At 60.3% G+C, this 20,767-nt stretch carries 18 protein-coding genes and 1 pseudogene; 6 read left to right on the plus strand and 13 right to left on the minus strand.

Features of this window, described 5'->3' with window-relative positions; genetic code table 11:
• Positions 1-5 precede the first annotated feature (5 nt).
• From AC06G5_RS27975 to AC06G5_RS27985, 3 genes are all read right to left on the minus strand, one after another.
• On the minus strand, positions 6-1,256 hold the full coding sequence (locus AC06G5_RS27975; RefSeq protein ID WP_007907561.1) for a sarcosine oxidase subunit beta: 1,251 nt from the start codon (positions 1,254-1,256) through the stop codon (positions 6-8).
• 23 nt (positions 1,257-1,279) lie between these two features.
• Positions 1,280-2,533 carry a serine hydroxymethyltransferase gene (gene glyA, locus AC06G5_RS27980; protein WP_413424829.1) on the minus strand — a complete coding sequence of 418 codons (1,254 nt, stop codon included), beginning with the start codon at positions 2,531-2,533 and terminating at the stop codon, positions 1,280-1,282.
• A 283-nt stretch (positions 2,534-2,816) separates the two neighbouring features.
• On the minus strand, positions 2,817-3,533 hold the full coding sequence (locus AC06G5_RS27985; protein WP_413424831.1) for a TraX family protein: 717 nt from the start codon (positions 3,531-3,533) through the stop codon (positions 2,817-2,819).
• A gap of 156 nt (positions 3,534-3,689) precedes the next feature.
• Between AC06G5_RS27985 and AC06G5_RS27990 the strand changes: the two genes are divergently transcribed.
• From AC06G5_RS27990 to AC06G5_RS28000, 3 genes are all read left to right on the plus strand, one after another.
• Entirely contained in the window at positions 3,690-4,730 is a 1,041-nt protein-coding gene (locus tag AC06G5_RS27990) for a threonine aldolase family protein (RefSeq protein ID WP_413424833.1), read from the plus strand.
• 188 nt (positions 4,731-4,918) lie between these two features.
• Positions 4,919-5,122, plus strand: a complete 204-nt coding sequence (locus AC06G5_RS27995) for a hypothetical protein (RefSeq protein ID WP_413424835.1) — start codon at positions 4,919-4,921, stop codon at positions 5,120-5,122.
• 194 nt (positions 5,123-5,316) lie between these two features.
• Positions 5,317-6,141, plus strand: coding sequence for an SDR family oxidoreductase (locus AC06G5_RS28000; protein ID WP_413424837.1), 825 nt, complete (start codon positions 5,317-5,319; stop codon positions 6,139-6,141).
• Between the two features lie 130 nt (positions 6,142-6,271).
• Here AC06G5_RS28000 and gbcB read toward each other — a convergent pair whose 3' ends face one another.
• Positions 6,272-7,372 carry a glycine-betaine demethylase subunit GbcB gene (gene gbcB / locus AC06G5_RS28005; protein WP_413424839.1) on the minus strand — a complete coding sequence of 367 codons (1,101 nt, stop codon included), beginning with the start codon at positions 7,370-7,372 and terminating at the stop codon, positions 6,272-6,274.
• A gap of 295 nt (positions 7,373-7,667) precedes the next feature.
• Here gbcB and gbcA point away from each other — a divergent pair, with 295 nt between their 5' ends.
• Positions 7,668-8,963: a glycine-betaine demethylase subunit GbcA gene (gene gbcA / locus AC06G5_RS28010; RefSeq protein ID WP_413703902.1), complete on the plus strand. Its 1,296-nt coding sequence runs from the start codon at positions 7,668-7,670 to the stop codon at positions 8,961-8,963.
• A gap of 772 nt (positions 8,964-9,735) precedes the next feature.
• On the opposite strand, the gene AC06G5_RS28015 is transcribed toward gbcA, so the two are convergent.
• From AC06G5_RS28015 to AC06G5_RS28055, 9 genes and pseudogenes are all read right to left on the minus strand, one after another.
• On the minus strand, positions 9,736-10,941 hold the full coding sequence (locus AC06G5_RS28015; RefSeq protein ID WP_480458615.1) for a retropepsin-like aspartic protease: 1,206 nt from the start codon (positions 10,939-10,941) through the stop codon (positions 9,736-9,738).
• A 178-nt stretch (positions 10,942-11,119) separates the two neighbouring features.
• Positions 11,120-11,686 carry a GNAT family N-acetyltransferase gene (locus AC06G5_RS28020; RefSeq protein WP_413424845.1) on the minus strand — a complete coding sequence of 189 codons (567 nt, stop codon included), beginning with the start codon at positions 11,684-11,686 and terminating at the stop codon, positions 11,120-11,122.
• Positions 11,687-11,765: 79 nt separating this feature from the next.
• Positions 11,766-11,849: pseudogene (locus tag AC06G5_RS28025) on the minus strand (outer membrane lipoprotein carrier protein LolA); the annotation flags it as partial.
• Positions 11,850-11,893: 44 nt separating this feature from the next.
• Positions 11,894-12,664, minus strand: a complete 771-nt coding sequence (gene etfB, locus AC06G5_RS28030) for an electron transfer flavoprotein subunit beta (RefSeq protein WP_413424847.1) — start codon at positions 12,662-12,664, stop codon at positions 11,894-11,896.
• A gap of 15 nt (positions 12,665-12,679) precedes the next feature.
• A complete protein-coding gene (etfA, locus tag AC06G5_RS28035) occupies positions 12,680-13,900 on the minus strand; it encodes an electron transfer flavoprotein subunit alpha (protein ID WP_057398233.1) in 1,221 nt (406 codons plus the stop codon).
• Positions 13,900-15,849 carry a dimethylglycine demethylation protein DgcB gene (gene dgcB, locus AC06G5_RS28040; protein WP_413424851.1) on the minus strand — a complete coding sequence of 650 codons (1,950 nt, stop codon included), beginning with the start codon at positions 15,847-15,849 and terminating at the stop codon, positions 13,900-13,902. Before dgcB ends, etfA begins: the two co-directional genes overlap by 1 nt.
• A 134-nt stretch (positions 15,850-15,983) precedes the next feature.
• On the minus strand, positions 15,984-18,044 hold the full coding sequence (gene dgcA, locus AC06G5_RS28045; protein ID WP_413703900.1) for a dimethylglycine demethylation protein DgcA: 2,061 nt from the start codon (positions 18,042-18,044) through the stop codon (positions 15,984-15,986).
• 15 nt (positions 18,045-18,059) lie between these two features.
• Positions 18,060-18,590, minus strand: a complete 531-nt coding sequence (locus AC06G5_RS28050; protein WP_008019495.1) for a DUF5943 domain-containing protein — start codon at positions 18,588-18,590, stop codon at positions 18,060-18,062.
• A 78-nt stretch (positions 18,591-18,668) separates the two neighbouring features.
• Positions 18,669-19,646: a dipeptidase gene (locus AC06G5_RS28055; RefSeq protein ID WP_096514542.1), complete on the minus strand. Its 978-nt coding sequence runs from the start codon at positions 19,644-19,646 to the stop codon at positions 18,669-18,671.
• Positions 19,647-19,870: 224 nt separating this feature from the next.
• Here AC06G5_RS28055 and AC06G5_RS28060 point away from each other — a divergent pair, with 224 nt between their 5' ends.
• Together AC06G5_RS28060 and AC06G5_RS28065 are read left to right on the plus strand one after the other, a co-directional pair.
• Entirely contained in the window at positions 19,871-20,272 is a 402-nt protein-coding gene (locus AC06G5_RS28060; RefSeq protein ID WP_413703899.1) for a lysozyme inhibitor LprI family protein, read from the plus strand.
• Positions 20,273-20,333: 61 nt separating this feature from the next.
• Positions 20,334-20,750 carry a DUF3010 family protein gene (locus tag AC06G5_RS28065; protein ID WP_413424856.1) on the plus strand — a complete coding sequence of 139 codons (417 nt, stop codon included), beginning with the start codon at positions 20,334-20,336 and terminating at the stop codon, positions 20,748-20,750.
• Positions 20,751-20,767: the final 17 nt, after the last annotated feature.

Here is a 20,767-nt window from a genome sequence, read left to right on the forward strand (position 1 = left end):
TCCTGTTAGTGGGCGACTGCTGCAGCGCCGTGTTCGTCGATCAACGCACCGCTGTGGAAGCGGTCGATGGAGAAAGGTGCGGCCAATGGGTGCATTTCACCCTTGGCCAGGCTTGCGGCAAACACGTTGCCCGAGCCAGGTGTTGCCTTGAAGCCACCGGTGCCCCAACCGCAGTTGAAGAACATGTTCGGTACCGGGGTTTTCGAGATGATCGGGCAGGCATCCGGCGTGGTGTCGACGATGCCGCCCCACTGACGGTTCATGCGCACGCGCGACAGGACCGGGAACATTTCGACGATGGCCTGGATGGTGTGCTCGATCACCGGATAGGAACCGCGCTGACCGTAGCCGTTGTAGCCGTCGATACCGGCGCCGATCACCAGGTCGCCCTTGTCGGACTGGCTGATGTAGCCGTGCACGGCGTTGGACATGATCACGCTGTCGATAATCGGCTTGATCGGCTCGGACACCAGCGCTTGCAGCGGGTGGGATTCGATCGGCAGACGGAAACCGGCGAGTTTGGCCATGTGCCCGGAGTTACCGGCGGTGACCACGCCGACGCGCTTGGCGCCGATGAAGCCCTTGTTGGTTTCAACACCGATGCACACACCGTTTTCCTTGCGGAAACCGATCACTTCGGTCTGCTGGATCAGGTCCACGCCCAAGGCATCGGCGGCCCGGGCAAAGCCCCAGGCCACGGCATCGTGACGGGCCACGCCGCCGCGACGCTGGACGGTAGCGCCCATCACCGGGTAGCGGGTGTTCTTCGAGCAGTCGAGATACGGGATCTCGTCGGCAACCTGCTTGGCATCGAGCAGCTCGCCGTCCACGCCATTGAGGCGGTTGGCGCTGACCCGACGCTCGGAATCACGGATGTCCTGCAGGGTGTGGCACAGGTTGTAGACACCGCGCTGGGAGAACATCACGTTGTAGTTGAGGTCCTGGGACAGGCCTTCCCACAGTTTCATCGCGTGTTCGTACAGGTGCGCCGACTCGTCCCACAGGTAGTTGGAGCGAACGATGGTGGTGTTGCGCGCGGTGTTACCGCCGCCCAGCCAGCCTTTCTCGACCACGGCCACGTTGGTGATGCCGTGTTCCTTGGCCAGGTAGTAAGCCGTGGCGAGACCATGCCCGCCACCGCCGACGATGACCACGTCGTAGACCTTTTTAGGGGTCGGCGTGCGCCACATTTTCTGCCAGTTTTCATGGTGGCTGAGAGAGTGTTTGAAGAGGCCGAAGCCCGAGTAGCGTTGCATAGTCATTTACTCCAAAACCGCACTCAGCGATAAACCGGGAAGTCCGCGCACAGGGCCGATACCTGCTGGGCGACATTGGCCTCGACATCGGCGTCGCCGAGGTTGTCGAGGATGTCGCAGATCCAGCCGGCCAGCGTGACGCACTGGGTCACCTTGAAGCCGCGCGTGGTCACCGCCGGGGTGCCGATGCGCAGGCCGGAGGTCACGAACGGCGACTGTGGATCGTTCGGGACAGCGTTCTTGTTCACAGTGATATGGGCACGACCGAGGGCGGCGTCCGCCTCTTTGCCGGTCAGGCCCTGACGGATCAGGCTGACCAGGAACAGGTGGTTGTCGGTGCCGCCGGACACTACATCGTAGCCGCGTTTGATAAATACGCCGGCCATCGCCTGGGCGTTGTCGATCACTTGTTGCTGGTAGGCCTTGAAGCCTGGCTCCAGCGCTTCCTTGAAGCACACCGCCTTACCGGCGATCACGTGCATCAGCGGGCCGCCCTGGGCACCGGGGAACACGGCTGCGTTGAGCTTCTTCTCGATTTCTTCGTTGGACTTGGCCAGGATCAGCCCGCCACGCGGACCGCGCAGGGTCTTGTGGGTGGTGGTGGTGACCACGTCGGCGTAAGGCAGCGGGTTCGGGTACAGGCCGGCAGCGACCAGACCAGCCACGTGGGCCATGTCGACGAACAGCAGCGCACCAACCTTGTCGGCGATCTGGCGGAAGCGCGGGAAGTCGAGGGTCTTGGAGTAGGCCGAGAAGCCGGCGACGATCATCTTCGGCTTGTGCTCGACGGCCAGGCGCTCGACTTCGTCGTAGTCGATCAGGCCGGTCTTTGTGTCGATGCCGTACTGCACGGCGTTGTACAGCTTGCCCGAGGACGACACCTTGGCACCGTGGGTCAGGTGACCGCCGTGGGCCAGGCTCATGCCGAGGATGGTGTCGCCGGCTTGCAGCAGGGCCAGGTACACGGCGCTGTTGGCCGAGGAACCGGAGTGCGGCTGGACGTTGGCGTAATCGGCGCCGAACAGTTGCTTGGCGCGCTCGATGGCCAGGGCTTCAACCTTGTCGACGTGCTCGCAGCCACCGTAGTAGCGCTTGCCCGGATAACCTTCAGCGTATTTGTTGGTCAGGCCACTGCCTTGCGCTTCCATCACGCGCTTGCTGGTGTAGTTCTCCGACGCGATCAGCTCGATGTGATCTTCCTGACGTTGCTCCTCGGCATTCATCGCCGCCAGCAGTGCATCGTCGTAACCCTGGATCTTGTCTTGCTTGCTGAACATCGCGTCTCTCCCAGCGGCGGCGGTGCGCCATTCGTCTCGGTGAGGCACTGGCTTTTCGGCAGTGCCCTTTGATAGCGATGGTATGACCGGCGTCGAGTCGTCAAATGCCTACGGGCGCCACGCAAAGGTGCGTTTACGACATGGCGGGAAATGGCAAGCCGGACACAAACCGCAAATCAGCCTGGATCCCTTGTGGGAGCGGGCTTGCTCGCGAATGCGATGCATCAGTAAGCAGTGAAGTGACTGACGCTCCGCTTTCGCGGGCAAGCCCGCTCCCACAGGGTTATGCGAGCACCTGACGCAAAGCCAGCAAAGCGACGAAATGCACGGGATACAGGGCATACGCCCAGCGCCGCATCGGTGGTGGTTTTACGCCCCCTGCGTGTCGCAACAGGAACAATCCGAGCCATGGCGCAATCAGACACGTGACGATGGCCGGAATCGCCGCGATATTGCCCAGGCGAGCGGCGTGATACAGCACCTGCCATTGATTGGCCGCCAGACAGACCAGCCCCGCCAATATCGCGAAATACCAAGGTCGCTGGAGTATCAGCAGCATGGCCAGCGGCAACAGAACACCAAAAAAACCGAACATCAATCGCTGGGAGAAAAACGCTGCCAGCAATATCGCGCCGGCCGCCAGCAGTCGCGACGCAAGCCCCGGTTGCTGCCAGCCACGAACCACCAGCAAGCCCAGGGCAAGGGTGGGCAGCACATTCAAGGTGCCGGGATCGGGTATGAACATTCGGTAAGGAATTTCACTCACCGCGCTGAACAGCAACAGCCAACCCAGGTAGCGCCACTGGCCACCGGTCGTCGTAGTCCGCACACGCTCCAGATTGACCGCCATCGCCAGGCAGAACCACGGAAACGCCAGACGTCCCGGCACATACAGCAAATCGGCGGAATAACCGACATATCGCAAGTGATCGAGCAGCATGCTCAAAAGCGCCAGCCACTTGAGCAGATCCAGCGCTCCATCTCGTTGCTTTAAGTGCATGGCCTTGTGCATCGTCACGTGCATAATTGCCCTTCGACTGTGTATTTTCCAAACAGCGACATCCTGTGCACTTCACCTGACGATCTTGGGAATAGTGCGCACCCTCATTGACCACGGGACGCTTCACCATAGGCATCTCGACCACGGAAGCAGGCCATGACCGACAAGAGCCAACAATTTGCCAGCGACAACTATTCCGGTATCTGCCCTGAAGCCTGGGCGGCCATGGAACAGGCCAACCACGGCCACCAGCGCGCATACGGCGACGACGAGTGGACCGCCCGCGCCTCCGACGATTTCCGCAAACTGTTTGAAACCGACTGCGAAGTGTTTTTCGCCTTCAACGGCACCGCCGCCAACTCGCTGGCGCTGTCGTCGCTGTGCCAGAGTTACCACAGCGTGATCTGCTCGGAAACCGCCCACGTCGAAACCGACGAATGCGGCGCCCCGGAATTCTTCTCCAACGGTTCCAAACTGCTGATCGCCCGCACTGAAAACGGCAAGCTGACCCCGGACTCGATCCGCGAGGTCGCGCTCAAGCGCCAGGATATCCACTACCCCAAACCCCGCGTCGTGACCCTGACCCAGGCCACCGAAGTCGGCAGCGTCTACACCCCGGACGAAATCCGCGCCATCAGCGCCACCTGCAAGGAACTGGGCCTGAACCTGCACATGGACGGAGCGCGCTTCTCCAACGCTTGCGCATTCCTGGGCTGCACCCCGGCTGACCTGACCTGGAAGGCCGGTGTCGACGTGCTGTGCTTTGGCGGCACGAAAAACGGCATGGCGGTGGGTGAGGCGATTCTGTTCTTCAACCACAAACTTGCCGAAGACTTCGATTACCGCTGCAAACAGGCCGGGCAACTGGCGTCGAAAATGCGCTTCCTGTCGGCGCCGTGGGTCGGCATCCTGGAAAACGACGCCTGGCTCAAATACGCCAACCACGCCAACCGCTGCGCGCAATTGCTGGCCGAACTGGTCAGCGATATTCCCGGTGTGGAACTGATGTTCCCGGTTCAGGCCAACGGCGTATTCCTGCAACTGTCGGAACCGGCCATCGCCGCACTGACCGCCAAGGGCTGGCGTTTCTACACCTTCATCGGCAACGGCGGCGCACGCTTCATGTGTTCGTGGGACACCGAGGAAGAGCGTGTGCGGGAATTGGCTCGGGACATTCGCGTGGTGATGAGCGTCTGAAGTCGCTGTCAACGGCGCTGCACATCTCGGCAGCGCCGTTCATCCGAACTGGCATTTCTGACAGTTCACCGTCTCTGCATCGCCGGCGTAGCGTGTGAGCACCTGAAAAGGAGTTCACGCAGTCTTTCGGGAACAACCATGTGTCGAACTTTCGATGCAAAACAATGTTCTAGCAGAGAGTAATTCAAATGAGCAATCAAGCCCTGAAGCAGGTCCTGGCAAACACCCCGAAACCTACTGTCACTAACGTGAGCTGGGACGAAGTTCAAAAAATCGCACAGGTCGGCGACATCATTAAACAGCACGGGAACACGTTTGAACTCGCGCGTAAGGAGTTCGTGCAGCAAATGGACAACTCATTCGAAATAAAGCTGTTTAGAGCTGATAAATAACTCATGATTCCGGTAATCCATTTCGTCAATTGATGGCGAACTGATTCACAGCCAAATCCTGCATGGCGAAGAAAGATACCTCTTCGCCATGCAGGATTTTTTTCATCTCATCTTTCTCACGGCAGCTCCTGAAAGACTTGGTCTACATTGTGTGTCGAGCCTCCGCTCACATAACAACAATCAGGAGCGTGTGCATGTCATTGCAAGGCAAAACCCTGTTCATCACCGGCGCCAGCCGGGGGATCGGCCGCGAGATCGCGCTGCGGGCCGCGCGCGATGGGGCCAATATTGTGATTGCCGCCAAAAGCGCCGAACCCCACGCCAAGCTGCCGGGGACGATTTTCAGCGTGGCCGGGGAAGTGGAAGCCGCGGGAGGCAAGGCGCTGGCCTTGCAGGTGGATGTACGTGAAGAGGATGCCGTACGTGAGGCGCTGGCCCAGGCCAACGAACATTTCGGCAGTATCGATGCACTGATCAACAACGCCGGGGCGATCAAGCTGACCGGGGTCCAGCACCTTGAGCTCAAGCGCTTTGACCTGATGCACCAGATCAACACTCGCGCCGTATTGCTGTGCAGTCAGGCTGCGCTGCCCTATTTGAAGAAGTCCGCCGGGCACATCCTCAACCTGTCGCCACCACTGAACCTCGCCACCAAATGGTTCGCCCAATACAGCCCCTACACCGTGACCAAGTACGGCATGAGCATGCTGACCCTGGGCATGAGTGAGGAATTCAGGAATTACGGGATCAGCGTCAACTCGCTGTGGCCACAGACGATGATCGCCACTGCGGCCATCGAGTTTCAGCTGGGATCACGGGAGTCGTTCAAGCACGCACGTACGCCTGCGATCATGGCCGATGCCGCCCATGTGATACTGAGCAGCGCAAACCGCAGCCTGACCGGGCGCTTGCTGATCGATGAGGAAATACTGCGAGAAAACGGTGTGACTGAGTTCGAACACTATCGGTTCGCGCCCGACAGCAGCGACAAGCTGATGACGGATCTGTTTATCGACTGAAGCCCCCTCCCTCTGCAGGAGCGAGCTTGCTCGCGATGTACGACAGAACAACGCGGGGCATCAGGATGCCAGCGTTACCGTTGACGTCCATCGCGAGCAAGCTCGCTCCTGCAAGGGTCATCGGTGTGGATCAGTACTCGATGCGCACGTCGCCTTTCGGCACGCTGCAGCACGACAGGATGAACCCTTCGGCTTCGTCTTCCTCGGTGATCCCGCCGTTGTGCTCCATCTCCACTTCGCCGCCCAGCTTCATCACTTTGCAAGTGCCGCAGATACCCATGCCGCACGCTTTGGGAATCATCAGGCCAACCTTGGCTGCCGCCGCATGCACGGTCTCGCCCGGGGCCACGCGGATGCTCTTGCCGGAGGCGGTGAATTCCACTTGATGTAGATCCGCCGCGTCCACTTCCGGTGCCTCGGCCGCTTGTTCGGCGTGCTCCTCGGCATCGGCGCGAGCCTCTGGCGGGGTCGCTCCGAAGGACTCTTCATGGTAGCGCTTCATATTGAAGCCGGCGTTTTCCAGCAAGCGCTTGACCGCGTTCATGTAGGGTGTCGGACCGCAGCAGAACACTTCGCGCTCAAGGAAGTCCGGAACCATCAGTTCGAGCATCCTGTGGTTCAGGTAACCGCGATATCCGGCCCATGGCTCACCGAAACCGTGCTTCTCGCAAATCAGGTGCAGGCTGAAGTTTTCGATCCGCGCCGCCATATGTTCCAGCTCGCGGTGATAAATGATGTCCTTGGGCGAGCGGGCGCTGTGGATGAATGCCATGTCGACATTGCCGTTGGTGTCGAAGAACCAGCGAGCCATGGACATGCACGGTGTGATCCCCACACCGCCGCTGAGATACAGCACTTTCGGATTTGGGAAATCAATGGCGTTGAACAGCCCCACCGGGCCATGCACCGCCAGCTCGTAGCCTTCATGCAGGGTGTCGTGCAGCCAGTTCGAAACCTTGCCGCCCGGAACCCGCTTGATGGTCACCGAAAAGCTGTAAGGCACCGACGGCGAGCTGGAAATGGTGTACGAGCGCATGATCGGCTGCCCTTCGATTTCCAGCTCCAGGGTGACAAACTGCCCCGGCTTGAAGAAGAACATGATCGGCTGGTCGGCCATGAAACAGAAGGTACGCACATCCCAGGTTTCCTGGATGACTTTGACGCAACGGACGATGTGCCGACCATTGGCCCAGGTCTGGGTGGTTACCGGGTTCAGGAAGTTGTTGGACATGCTGATCTCCACGGCCGACTGTCGGCCTTCATGTTGGCGATTCTGCGTATAGCGCGAATCACCCATTTACCTATCTGCGACATTGACATGCTTATCGCGACCAGCCCCCAACTGCCGGGGCTTGCGCGTCGGGAACAGATTGCACCATGTCGCCCATGGATAAGGTTCTGGCCTGCGCCGGCCCCACACTCGCCCCATACCAAGACATAACCATTACACCTTGCGTAGCAACCCTGAACAGCACACCTGATTAGCCACTTTCGCCGGCCACGCAGATGGCCTTGAGGATTAAACGATGGACGTCACTACTACCCTGAGCCTGGGCGATCCGCTGGAACCCGCACGCAAGGCCACTGCACAGATGCTGCAAGAACGCGAGCGCACGTTTTCGCTGCCGCAGCCGTTTTACTCCGACGACCGCCTGTTTGATATCGACATGCAGGAAATCTTTCAGAAAGAGTGGTTGATCGCCGGCATGACCTGCGAAATCCCCGCCAAGGGCAACTACCTGACCCTGCAAGTCGGCAAGAACCCGATCATCGTGATCCGTGGCGCCGACGGCGTGGTGCATGCGTTCCATAACGTGTGCCGCCACCGTGGCTCGCGCCTGTGCACCAGCGACAAGGGCAAGGTCGCCAAGCTGGTTTGCCACTACCACCAGTGGACCTACGAGCTCGACGGCCGCCTGTTGTTCGCCGGCACCGAAATGGGCGCCGACTTCGACATGAACCAGTACGGCCTCAAACCGGTGAACGTGAAGACCGCCGGCGGCTACATCTTCATCAGCCTGGCGGAGAACCCTCCGGCCATCGACGACTTCCTGTCGACGCTCAGCCACTACATGGAACCGTACGACATGGAGAACACCAAGGTGGCGGTGCAAACCACCTTGATGGAAAAGGCCAACTGGAAGCTTGTGCTAGAGAACAATCGCGAGTGCTACCACTGCAACGCATCGCACCCGGAACTGCTGAAAACCCTGCTGGAATGGGACGACGTCACCGACCCGCGTGCCGACCAGGCGTTCAAGGACCACGTAGCCGCCTCCGCCGCTGCCTGGGAAGCCGAGAAGATCCCTTACGCCCACGCCAGCTTCGGCCTGCGTAACCGCATCGTGCGCATGCCTCTGCTCAAGGGCACCGTATCGATGACCATGGACGGCAAACAGGGCTGTGCCAAGCTGATGGGTCGCATCAAGAACCCGGACCTGGGCTCGATGCGCATCCTGCACCTGCCGCACTCCTGGAACCACTGCATGGGCGACCACATCATCGTGTTCACCGTGTGGCCGATCAGCGCCCAGGAAACCATGGTCACCACCAAGTGGATCGTGCACAAGGACGCGGTCGAAGGCGTGGACTACGACGTGGAGCGCATGCGCCAGGTCTGGGACGCCACCAACGACCAGGACCGTCGCCTGGCCGAAGAGAACCAGCGCGGCATCAACTCCACCGCGTACCAGCCTGGCCCGTACTCCAAGACTTATGAGTTCGGCGTGGTGAACTTCGTGGACTGGTACAGCGAACGCCTGCTGAGCAACCTGGGGGCCGAGCCTGCGCCGTACCTCAAAGGGGTTCCTGTTCAAGGCTAAATGCCCCCCTGCAGGAGCGAGCTCGCTCGCGATGGATGCCTGAACACCGCGGATTGCCTGATACCCCGCGTTTTCGTTCACGACCTTCGCGAGCAAGCTCGCTCCTACAGGAGTTTGCCCTCCTCTCAAAACTGTACGAAATATGATCTATCTCGTTCAGACCTATGCCCGCCGCACCTCCCAGCCTTCCGCGAACAAGTTATCCACATCTCCACCCACAGCTAATGGGGACAACTGTGGAAATGTCGCCAACTTTCTTCACTGAAACCAAAGAAAAACCGTGACTTATCCAGAAGCATGCTTCCACGGATAGACTGGCTGTTTTTTGATCAGCACCCTGAAAGCCACGGATTACATAGCCTTCAGAGGATGGCAAACACCTTATCCACAGAAGCGCCAACAGACTTTGGGGTTAACTTCGCAGGTTCTGTGGAAAACCGCTGAAGCCCGCAGAAAACCGGTGTTTGCGTGACAGCTGACGGCACAAAACCGTCTTTTGATCATTTTTTAACCACGAGCCTGCACACCATGGTTTATAAGGCCTACAGACGATAGCAAACATCTTATCCACAGAAGCGCCAACAGAGATTGGGGGCAAGTCTGCATCGACAGCAGCACTTATCCCCTTGAAAAAGCTTGGAAAAACCACGAGCCATGGTGGTTGTTTTTTGTACGACGCCCTGCAGGGCTTGATTTGCATGGGGTGTAGCGAAGGACGAACATGTTATCCACAGAACCGCCAACAGGGATTGTGGGTAAATGGCAAAGTTGTTCAGACTTTATTGAGGCATGAGCGACCTGAATCCAGCTCCAGGTTCAATTCGAAGTCTTTGAAGGCACGCCACCCGAGCAATATCGACGGGACGTATTGCCCGTCCACCAACGACGGCGGGATGGTAAAGCCCGGGTAGTATTTGTAGCTGACCACCAGGGTGTCGCCTTGCAGGGCCAATACGCCGGTGAAGCGTTGAAAGTGCCTGTTGTCGCCGGTGTAAACGTTCGAGCCTCCCGGCGTCAGCGCCTGCGCCACGCTGACTTGCCTGCCGGGCGACGAGGCCGTCAGGTAGTCGACATTTCCCGTATCGATGATGGCCTGCGTTGCCCGACGATCCAGCTGTGCGGCGACTACCAGCCGCTGGTTGAGATCCAGGCGGCTTAAGGCAATTGGCGCATCACAGCGCCTGGCAGGCGGCGGGTTAAGCTCCAGTGTTCTCCTGGTTATCTTCAAGCGCCCCAGCTTGCTGATCAGATCCAGCCCCAACAGATTATCCCGGTCGCTGACAAAGACCAGGACGTTCCTGAACTCACGGCTGCCAACTTTCAGTGACCCGAGAATTCCCAACCTCGCGGCCAAGCCGCTTTCGCCATAAAACGTGCTGTAGCGATAATGAGCATCGGGCAGCATCCTGACGCCCATCTGTTTCGCAGTTGCAATATTGACCCGGGTTTGCGGTGCCCCCGTGTCCAGTACAAAACGCGCCGAGACACCGTTGGCCGTTCCGACCTCGATAAATGGCAGCGCCTGTTCAGCGATGTAGAAGTCATTGGCATAGGGATGGAGCTGCAGCACCTCATGTCGCGCCGAACCCTTGACCGAGAAATTGCCAGTCGTCGCCAGGATAGCCAGCGATTCGCTGCCAAACATGGAGAACAGGGCGTTCAGGTCGGCGTCGGCCGCAATCGCCAGGGCATGCTTGCCCTTGATGGCCAGATAGTATTCAGGGAGTTGGTTGGCGGCCTTGGCTTCGAACATTCTGGCAAGGACCGTTACCGAACAGCTGAGGTGCTTATCGGCATCCAGTACCTGGTCGCACTGCTGCCGCAGCTGCGCCAGGGATGCGTTGCGCCCCTGATCGGTCTCCAGCCACTGATAAAAGTCCTGATCAGCCACGGGCACATTTGCAGGGACAGCAGACAGCAAGCCTGTGGATACCCACAAGGTCAATGCAAAAAGCGCCGGAAGAGCGAAAGTCTTCATGTTCAAGCCAGTCACAAACACCAGGGTTCATGAGTCAGCGCTGAACGTCTGAAAACTCCCGAAAGCGTGTCGCACCCTTGATCAGCGCATTAAAAACTGTAGCTCAGCGCCCTCGTCAGCGTGGGACGAGGGGCGTGGCGTTGTGGATAACCGTCGCTGGTCGAACCCTCGGGCAAGCTCAGGGCCTGTGCATAAGATAGGCGTCACCAGTGACACGGATCATTGGATGAGGGGTGACCTGGCAGGTTTTGATGATCGCGAAACCGTGTCGCTCGTAAAAGCGCCGGGCGCCAGTGTTGGCGGCATAATCGATCAGGCTCAGGCCATTGAGCCCCAGTCGCTCGGCACGCTCTTGAGCATGGGCGAGAAACTGCACGCCCAGCCCCCGATTGCGCCAGCCTTCATGCAAGGCCAGGCTGGAGATGTAGAGAGTATCGGGCACTTCCATGTCGGCGTACGGCGCCAGTACCGGGTCGGTCGTCGGCACCGCCAGTGGATCGTGGCGCATCACGTAACTGTGCATCATGCCAACGACCTGGCCATCGGCCTCGGCAATCAGGCAGTTCTGGTAGGAGAAATCCACGTCGTCGCGGGCATATCGAATGGCGCCGACGTCCAACAGATCCTGGCCGGGCTCTGCTATCTGGCTCCAGATGTAGTCTGAAGCGCCCTCGGATGAAATCTGGAACAACCGCGCAATCTCACGCGCATCCGCGCGGACTGCCGAACGAAATTCAACTGCCATGGTTTTCTCATGAATGTTGGTAATACAGACATCCGGTGGGATCACTGTTAGCCGCGGGGTTTAGCGCTCATCGAAGATCAAAAATTGTAGGAGCGAGCCTGCTCGCGAAAAACCTGAGGACACCACGGTCATTCAGGCATCCCGCGTTATCGTTGACCACCATCGCGAGCAGGCTCGCTCCTACAGGAGATCTGTGCTGAAACCGGGTTAGCGGACCACACCTTCTTCAATCAGCAACTTGAGAATCGCTTCAGCCCCAGCTTGCGCTGTAACGCCCTTGAGCACTTGTCCACCTCCGCCACTGGCTTTCGCCGTTGCGGCTTTCATGCGGTCGGCGCCGCTCTTGGCCTTGATCACCTTCAGGCGCTTGGGTCGTGGCTTGGCCGGTTGCAGGCTGGCGACCGCGAGCAATTGATCATCGATGATTTCAACTTCCTGCGCTTGCAGCACGCCGCGCCGGGCCGGACCGTAAGCGCTCTGGCGTGGCTTGGGCGCTGCGTTATCCACAGTCGCCAGAAACGGCAGACGCACCTTCAGCCGGCGACGTTGACCACGCGGCAAGGCTTGCAGCACCAGCGCCGAACCGCCATCGATGGACTCGACCTGTGCCAGCCCCACCACCAGCGGCCAGCCCAGGCTTTCGGCCAGCAGGAAGGGCAACATGCCCGAGCCTTCACCGGTTTCCGCCTGGCTGCCGGTCAACACCACCTGAGCACCGGCATCACGCAGATACTCGGTCAGCGCCGGTAGCGCATCGGCACCTTGCGGTTGCTCCAGCACATGCAGTTGTTCAAGCCCCATGCCCAGGTAAGCGCGCAATGCAGGCTCGGCGATGTCGCCAGCATGCAGCACTTGCAAGTTATCCCCAGCCAGTTGCAGGCCCAGTTCTACCGCCCGCGCATCCTGTTCCGCGCGACGCGGCCGACCGGATGTCGGGTGGGCGCCGATGGACACCAGGCTGATGATTTTCGTGCTCATAACCCTTTCCTTCCCTTAAGCCGCATCGCGCTTGGCGTCGTTGCGGTAAGCCTCTACCGCCTCGATCAAGGCTTGAAGAATCTCCGCGCTCTCGCCGATCACCGAGAGGTCCGCGCGCTTGATCATGTCGCAACCAGGGTCGAGGTTGATCGCCACCACCTTGTCGCAGGCACCAATGCCTTGCAGGTGCTGGATCGCCCCGGAAATCCCCACCGCCACGTAGACCCGTGCGGTGACCCAGGTGCCGGATGCCCCGACTTGACGGTCACGGGCCATGAACCCGTCGTCCACCGCCACCCGCGATGCGCCTTCGGTCGCGCCGAGGGCTTCGGCGGTCCGGTGGAAAAGTCCCCAGTCCTTGACCCCGTTGCCGCCGGAGAAAATGAACTCGGCTTCGGCCATGGGGATGGCCGCCGGATCGACTGCCACCGCGCCCAGGTCTTCGATCCGCGACAGGCTGCGCGCCACGGTTGTGGATAACTCCACGGGCAGTGCTTCGTGACGGGTTTCGCTGACCGGTTCGGCGCACTCGGCAGCCGCCAGGATCAGTCGCGCCAGTGGACGGGCAAGGTCCTGCAGACCCGCGCCGGCGCGGCCGATGCACTCCTGATCCTTGACCTGCCAGACCCGTGTGGCCGGGCGTTCGCCCAGTGCCGCGGCAAAGCGCCGCCCCAGTTCGCCGCCACCGCTGCGGCTGTCCGGCAGCAACCAGTGACGCGGGCTGAACTGGTTATCCACAGCCCGCAGGCCCTGGACGCGTTGTTCCGGTGCATAACCGCTGAATTCGTCACCTTCCAGTACCAGCAAGCGGTCGACGCCCGCCGTGGCGAAAGCGTTTTCCTTGTGCTCGCCGAAGACTACGGCCAGTACCGCGCCGTCCTTGCCAGCCAGCTGGTGGGCCAGGCCCAACAAGTCGCGGTCGTGGCTGCTCAAGCGACCGCCGACCATGTCCGGCACCACGCTGATGTAAAACGCGGGTGCAGTCACTTGATGCAGCGGCAACTGCACTTCAACCGCGGCCGAACGTTTAGTCGTCCCGCCCTGCTGAGCGCCACTGCGGTCGATTCGTTTGATCCCGTTGGGACCGATAAAACCGATCCCGTGGGGATTCTTGCGGATGACACCGTTCGGCCCCATCCAGCTGTGTTGCGCCGGTTGCATGGCCGCGTGCAGCGGGTGCAGACGGTTGCGGGCGATCCATTCAGCGCGAGGGTCGCGGCGGATAATGTCACTCATCAATGCACCTCCGCAGGTTCACGTTTGGCCGGTGCCGATGGCTTTCCCGGCGCGGCGTCTTCGAGCAACGCATCGGCCACCAGTTCGGCGATGTCCTTGATCAGCGGACGCGGTTCGACCACGCCTTCAAGCATCGCGGTGCACTGTGGACAACCCACGGCCACCAGTTCGGCACCGGTTTCACGGATGTCTTCCATGCGCATGTCGGGAATACGTTGCTTGCCAGGGATGTCGGTGATCGGCGCGCCGCCACCACCGCCGCAGCAGCGGGAGCGGAAACCGGAGCGTTGCATTTCTTTCACTTCAATCCCGAGGGCGCGCAGTACCTGACGCGGCGCCTCGTACTCGCCGTTGTAGCGGCCGAGGTAGCACGGATCGTGGTAGGTCACGCTGTCGCCTTTGTGCTGACCGAGATTGAGCGCGCCAGCATCGATGATTTCCGCCATGTAGGTGCTGTGGTGCTGCACCAGATAGTTGCCATCAAATGCGCCGTACTCGTTTTTCAGCACGTGGAAGCTGTGCGGGTCGCAGGTGACGATGCGGTTGAAGCTGTATTTGGCCAGGGTCTGGATGTTGCGTTTGGCCAACAGCTGGAAGGTCGCTTCATCGCCCAAGCGTCGCGCCACGTCACCGCTGTCACGTTCTTCGAGGCCGAGCACGGCGAAGTCGATTTTCGCCGCCTTGAGCACTTTGACGAACGCACGCAGGGTGCGCTGGTTACGCATGTCGAAGGCACCGTCGCCAACCCAGAACAGCACGTCGGTGGATTTCTTTTCACTGAGCAGGTTGAGGTTCAGGTCAGCCGCCCAGTTCATCCGCCCGCCCGGCGCGAAGCCGCCCGGGTTGTCGGTGGCGATCAGGTTTTCCAGGACTTCCGCGCCCTTGTTCGGGGTCGCGCCTTTTTCCAGGGTCAGGTGACGGCGCATGTCGACGATGGCATCGACGTGCTCGATCATCATCGGGCACTCCTCGACGCAGGCGCGGCAGGTGGTGCACGACCACAGGGTCTCGGCGTCCACCAGGCCGTTGACGATCGGCTGATGCGGATTACCCCCGTGCTCACCAATCGGTTTGCCCGGATACGGACTGCCGGCGAACTTCGCATCGGTGCCGCCAGCCAGGCCGACGACCATGTCCTGAATCAGTTTTTTCGGGTTCAGCGGCTGGCCGGCAGCAAAGGCCGGGCACGCTGCTTCGCATTTACCGCACTGCACGCAGGCGTCGAAGCCGAGCAACTGGTTCCAGGTGAAATCCTTGGGTTTTTCCACGCCCAGTGGCGCGCTCGGGTCGTTCAGGTCGAGCGGTTTCAACCCCGTGGAGCGACCGCCGCCAAAGCGTTCGGCGCGACGGTGCCAGGCCAGGTGCAGCGCACCGGCGAAGGCGTGCTTCATCGGCCCGCCCCAGGTCATGCCGAAGAACAGTTCCGACACGCCCCACAACACGCCAACCCCGAGAATCGCCGCCACCAGCCAGCCGCCAAAGTTTTCCGGCAGGATCCCGGCCACCGGCAAGGTCACCAGGAAGAACGAAGCCGAGAACGCCAGCAGGCTTTTCGGCAGGCGCATCCACGGGCCTTTCGACAGGCGCGACGGCGGGTTGCGCCGACGCAGGTAAACAAAGATCGCGCCGACGAACATCACCGCCGACATCAACAACAAGGCATAGCCGAGATAGCGGTTATGCAGGCCAAAACCGTGCACCAGAATCGCCAGCACGGCAGACGCTACCGCACCGCCAGCCGTGGCGACGTGGGTATTGGCAATGTATTTGTCCCGCGCCACCACATGGTGCAAATCGACCATGTAGCGCTTGGGCATGGCGAACAGGCCACCGATCAGGTCGACTTTCGAAGCCCGGCCTCGGCGCCACATGGCCACCCGCCGCAACGCACCCAGAACCGCAAGGCCCAGGGCAGCGAACAACAGGATTGGAAGAAGGGTGTTCAACATGGTGAAGCTCCCAAAGACCTCGGGGTCTCATGTGGGAGCGGGCTTGCTCGCGAATCGGGCGACGCGGTGTATCAGGTGTACCGCGTTATCGTTCTTCGCGAGCAAGCCCGCTCCCACATTGGTTCGGTGTGGTTTTAGAAATCCTTGCACAGCCGCAACGCGTCGTAGATCGCCGCGTGTACGTTACGCTGGGCCACGCAGTCACCGATGCGGAACAGCAGGTAGCCGTCACCGCTCTGCTCCAGGCATGGCTGCGGCTTGATCGCGAACAAGGCTTCGACGTCGATCTGGCCTTTGTTGCGCGAGCCTTCCTTCAGCGCGTAGTAGATTTCTTCGTCCGGGCGCACGCCGTTTTCCACGACCACCTGGTCCACCACCCGCTCCTCTTTGGCGCCGGTGTATTCGTTTTCCAGTACCGCCACCAGCTTGTCGCCTTCGCGGTAGACCTTCTCCAGCATCATGTCGCCGGTCATGATCACTTCTTTCGGATACATGCTGCGGTAGTAAGTCGGGAACGACGTACCGCCGATCGCCACGCCAGGCTTGATGTCGTCGGTGACGATCTCGACCTGACTGCCCTTGTCGGCGATGTAGTCGGCGGTCGACATGCCGGTGAATTCGCAAATGGTGTCGTAGACCAGTACGTTCTTGCCCGGCGCTACCTTGCCATCGAGAATGTCCCAGCTGCTGACCACCAGGCCTTCAGCCGCGCCCCAGTGCTCGTTCTGCTCGATGAACGGATGACCGCCGACCGCCAGTACCACCACATCCGGACGCAGGTCCATGATGGTCGGCGCATCCGCCGCGGTGCCCAGGCGCAGGTCGACTTTCAACCGTGCCAGTTCCAGCTGATACCAGCGGGTGATACCGGCGATCTGGTCGCGCTGCGGCGCTTTCGACGCCGTGGTGATCTGCCCGCCGATGAATTCCTTCTTCTCGAACAGGGTCACGTCGTGGCCACGCTCGGCGGCCACACGAGCGGCTTCCATCCCCGCCGGGCCGGCACCGACCACCACCACCTTGCGTTTTTTACCGGTGGTTTTTTCGATGATGTGCGGCAGGCCCATGTATTCACGGGAGGTTGCCGCGTTCTGGATGCACAACACATCCAGGCCCTGATACTGACGGTCGATGCAGTAGTTGGCACCGACACACTGCTTGATCTGGTCGATCTGGCCCATCTTGATCTTGGCGATCAGGTGCGGGTCGGCGATGTGGGCGCGGGTCATGCCAACCATGTCGACGTAACCGCCTTCCAGAATACGGGTGGCCTGGTTCGGGTCCTTGATGTTCTGCGCGTGCAGCACCGGAACCTTGACCACTTCCTTGATACCGGCCGCCAGGTGCAGGAACGGCTCCGGTGGATAACTCATGTTCGGAATCACGTTGGCCAGGGTGTTGTGGGTATCGCAACCCGAACCCACGACGCCGATGAAATCGAGCATGCCGGTGTCGTCGTAATACTTGGCGATCTGCTTCATGTCTTCATGGGACAGGCCGTCCGGGTGGAACTCGTCACCGCAGATCCGCATGCCCACGCAGAAATCGTCACCGACCTCGGCGCGCACGGCCTTGAGCACTTCCAGGCCGAATTTCATGCGACCTTCGAAGGTGCCGCCCCATTCGTCGGTACGCTTGTTGACCCGAGGGCTCCAGAACTGGTCGATCATGTGCTGGTGCACAGCCGACAGTTCGACGCCGTCCAGGCCACCGGCCTTGGCGCGACGCGCAGCTTGCGCGTAGTTGCCAATCACCCGCCAGATTTCTTCCGGCTCGATGGTTTTGCAGGTGGCACGGTGCACCGGCTCGCGCACGCCAGACGGCGACATCAGTGTCGGCCAGTTGAAGCCGTCCCAACGGGAGCGACGGCCCATGTGGGTAATCTGGATCATGATCTTGGCGCCGTGCTTGTGCATGGCGTCGGCCAGATTCTGGAAGTGCGGAATGATGCGATCGGTGGACAGGTTCACCGAACTCCACCATTCCTGCGGGCTGTCGATGGCGACTACGGACGAACCGCCGCAAATCGCCAGGCCGATCCCGCCCTTGGCCTTCTCTTCGTAATACTTGACGTACCGATCGGTGGTCATGCCGCCGTCGGTCGCGTAGACCTCGGCGTGCGCGGTACTGAGCACGCGGTTGCGGATGGTCAGTTTGCCGATCTGGATCGGCTGGAACATTGCTTCGAAAGCCATGGCGGGTTCCTCGACTTACAACGGCTTGACGATGAACAAGCCGTCTTCGTGGCCCTCTTCGGAGCCACCGTAGACTTGCTCGGCCACGGTGCGGATCTTGCTGCCGCGAGCGGCGAGGATCTGGTCCATCGCGCCGGCAAACCAGCCGGTGAACATATAGTCGACCTTGCGCCCGACCTTGCCGTACACGTAGACGAACGCCGAGTGCTCGAGCTTGACGCTGCAGGTGCCTTTGTCGAGGTCGATGTCCTGGATCTTGAACAGGCCCCAGCCGCGCTGCGACAGGCGCTTCATGTAGTGCTCGAAAACCGCGACGCCTTCCAGGCCATGGCATTCGGCTTCTTTTTCACACCAGTGCCAGGCGGACTTGTAGCCGGCCTTGTAGAGGATTTCGGCATAGGCTTCGGCGCCCAGCACTTCCTCGATGCCCATGTGGTTGTTGACGAAGAAATGCCGCGGTACGTACAGCATCGGCAGGGCGTCGGAGGTCCAGACACCGGTTTCGCTGTCGACTTCGATTGGCAATTGCGGGGCGATCTTGGCCATGGAAACTTAACTCCAGAAGAATTTTGGTATTGCCCCCGGCGCGGATGGCCGGGGGAAAAGATTCAGAAGTGCTGCGGCTTACTCGCCCCAGACGTCCTTGAGCACGTTGACCCAGTTCTCGCCCATGATCTTGCGCACCACGCGCTCGGAATGGCCGCGCTTGAGCAGTGTTTCGGTCAGGTTCGGGAACTCGCCCACGGTGCGGATGCCCAGCGGGTTGATGATCTTGCCGAAGCTGGTCAGGCGGCGGGCGTAGCCCTTGTCGTGGGTCAGGTATTCGAAGAAGTCCTGGCCATGGCCCTGTGTGAAGTCGGTGCCGATGCCGATGGCGTCTTCGCCAACGATGTTCAAGGTGTATTCAATGGCTTCGGCGTAGTCGTCGATGGTCGAGTCGATGCCCTTGGCCAGGAACGGCGCGAACATGGTCACGCCGACAAAACCGCCGTGGTCGGCAATGAACTTCAGTTCTTCATCGGACTTGTTGCGCGGGTGCTCCTTGAGCCCCGACGGCAGGCAGTGGGAGTAGCAGACCGGCTTCTTCGACTCGAGGATGACTTCTTCGGAAGTCTTGGAGCCGACGTGGGACAGGTCGCACATCACGCCAACCCGGTTCATCTCGGCGACGATTTCGCGACCAAAGCCCGACAGGCCGCCATCGCGCTCGTAGCAACCGGTGCCCACCAGGTTCTGGGTGTTGTAGCACATCTGCACGATACCGACGCCGAGCTGCTTGAACACCTCGACGTAGCCGATCTGGTCTTCATAGGCGTGGGCATTCTGGAAGCCGAAGAGGATACCGGTCTTGCCCTGCTCCTTGGCCTTGCGGATGTCGGCGGTGGTACGCACCGGAATCACCAGGTCGCTGTTCTCGCGGATCAGTTTCTGGCTGGCGGCGATGTTGTTGACGGTGGCCTGGAAGCCCTCCCACACCGACACGGTGCAGTTGGCCGCGGTCAGACCGCCTTTGCGCATGTCTTCAAACAGCTCGCGGTTCCACTTGGCAATAATCAGCCCGTCGATAACGATGCTGTCGGCGTGCAATTCGGCTGGGCTCATCAGGCTGTCCCCTTATTAGCGATTCATGCGCCGAATCGTCTGCCGGCGCTTTGGGGCCAGCATATGCCTCGGTGCAGGGGCAGCCGGGTGCAAAAACGACAGGGGGTTTGCCGAAAGCGTCAATCCGCGACAAAGGGTCGTAGTCAGGCACAATCAACGACCTGTTCAAGGCCCTCGGCTTGGGCCAGAATTCGCCGCATCACTGGAATAGAGCGGCGACCTGAATGAAATCCATCCTTCTGGCTTTGGCACTGATTGCGACCGGCGTACACGCAGCGGAGGTGTCCGACGACAACCCGTGCGACAAAGTCGAAAACGACGTCCAGACCCTCGAGTGCTCGGCGTTCAGCAAAACCACCGCCGAAGACCTGCTCAAGGAAAACCTCCAGGGCCTGACCGATCGCATGCAGTCGCAATACGGCAAGAACCCGTCGCAACTGGCCGACATCACGGCCAAGCTCAAGGCCGCCCAACAGCAATGGCTGAAGACCCGGGATGCCGACTGCGCCGTCGAAGCCTTCCCGGCCACCAATGGCAGCAAGGCGTTCACCATTGCCCAGAACGATTGCATTGCGCGGATGAGTGACGAACGGTCGGAGTTTTTGGAGTCGATCGGGCAGGAGTAATGCAATCGCCATACAGCTTGAGCTGTAAGCTGCTCACCTTCTGTCACTAACGGGATTCAACATGAAAGTCTGCGGCATCGAAATCAAGGGCATCGAAGCGATCATCGCATTGGCCACGCTGGATGGTCAGGCGCTGAGCCATGTCGCGCTCGCTACCAAGAAAATTGCCCTGGACGATGACGACGAAGCCGCCAACGTCAAAGTGTTCGCCGCTCAGGTCGCTTCGTTTGTCCGTGAGAATTCCATCGATCGCATCGCGATCAAGAAGCGCAGCAAGAAAGGCGAATTCGCCGGTGGGCCGACCACGTTCAAGATCGAAGGGGTTTTCCAGCTGCTGGAGAATTGCGAAGTGACCTTGCTGTCGCCGCAGACCATCAATGCTCAGGCCAAGAAGCACGGGTTTGAGCTGCCGGCGACGCTGAACAAGTATCAGCATGAGGCGTATAAGGCTGCCTGTTCGGCGTTACTGAAAAAGTAACCTTCAACCCTGTAGGA

Source organism: Pseudomonas sp. WT-JTC (assembly GCF_056711565.1).

Bases quoted from the DNA above. Each gene is read 5' to 3' on its own strand.
- AC06G5_RS27975 (WP_007907561.1), bottom strand. From the start codon at position 1,256: ATGCAACGCTACTCGGGCTTCGGCCTCTTCAAACACTCTCTCAGCCAC.
- glyA (WP_413424829.1), bottom strand. From the start codon at position 2,533: ATGTTCAGCAAGCAAGACAAGATCCAGGGTTACGACGATGCACTGCTG.
- AC06G5_RS27985 (WP_413424831.1), bottom strand. From the start codon at position 3,533: ATGCACTTAAAGCAACGAGATGGAGCGCTGGATCTGCTCAAGTGGCTG.
- AC06G5_RS27990 (WP_413424833.1), top strand. From the start codon at position 3,690: ATGACCGACAAGAGCCAACAATTTGCCAGCGACAACTATTCCGGTATC.
- AC06G5_RS27995 (WP_413424835.1), top strand. From the start codon at position 4,919: ATGAGCAATCAAGCCCTGAAGCAGGTCCTGGCAAACACCCCGAAACCT.
- AC06G5_RS28000 (WP_413424837.1), top strand. From the start codon at position 5,317: ATGTCATTGCAAGGCAAAACCCTGTTCATCACCGGCGCCAGCCGGGGG.
- gbcB (WP_413424839.1), bottom strand. From the start codon at position 7,372: ATGTCCAACAACTTCCTGAACCCGGTAACCACCCAGACCTGGGCCAAT.
- gbcA (WP_413703902.1), top strand. From the start codon at position 7,668: ATGGACGTCACTACTACCCTGAGCCTGGGCGATCCGCTGGAACCCGCA.
- AC06G5_RS28015 (WP_480458615.1), bottom strand. From the start codon at position 10,941: ATGAAGACTTTCGCTCTTCCGGCGCTTTTTGCATTGACCTTGTGGGTA.
- AC06G5_RS28020 (WP_413424845.1), bottom strand. From the start codon at position 11,686: ATGGCAGTTGAATTTCGTTCGGCAGTCCGCGCGGATGCGCGTGAGATT.
- etfB (WP_413424847.1), bottom strand. From the start codon at position 12,664: ATGAGCACGAAAATCATCAGCCTGGTGTCCATCGGCGCCCACCCGACA.
- etfA (WP_057398233.1), bottom strand. From the start codon at position 13,900: ATGAGTGACATTATCCGCCGCGACCCTCGCGCTGAATGGATCGCCCGC.
- dgcB (WP_413424851.1), bottom strand. From the start codon at position 15,849: ATGTTGAACACCCTTCTTCCAATCCTGTTGTTCGCTGCCCTGGGCCTT.
- dgcA (WP_413703900.1), bottom strand. From the start codon at position 18,044: ATGGCTTTCGAAGCAATGTTCCAGCCGATCCAGATCGGCAAACTGACC.
- AC06G5_RS28050 (WP_008019495.1), bottom strand. From the start codon at position 18,590: ATGGCCAAGATCGCCCCGCAATTGCCAATCGAAGTCGACAGCGAAACC.
- AC06G5_RS28055 (WP_096514542.1), bottom strand. From the start codon at position 19,646: ATGAGCCCAGCCGAATTGCACGCCGACAGCATCGTTATCGACGGGCTG.
- AC06G5_RS28060 (WP_413703899.1), top strand. From the start codon at position 19,871: ATGAAATCCATCCTTCTGGCTTTGGCACTGATTGCGACCGGCGTACAC.
- AC06G5_RS28065 (WP_413424856.1), top strand. From the start codon at position 20,334: ATGAAAGTCTGCGGCATCGAAATCAAGGGCATCGAAGCGATCATCGCA.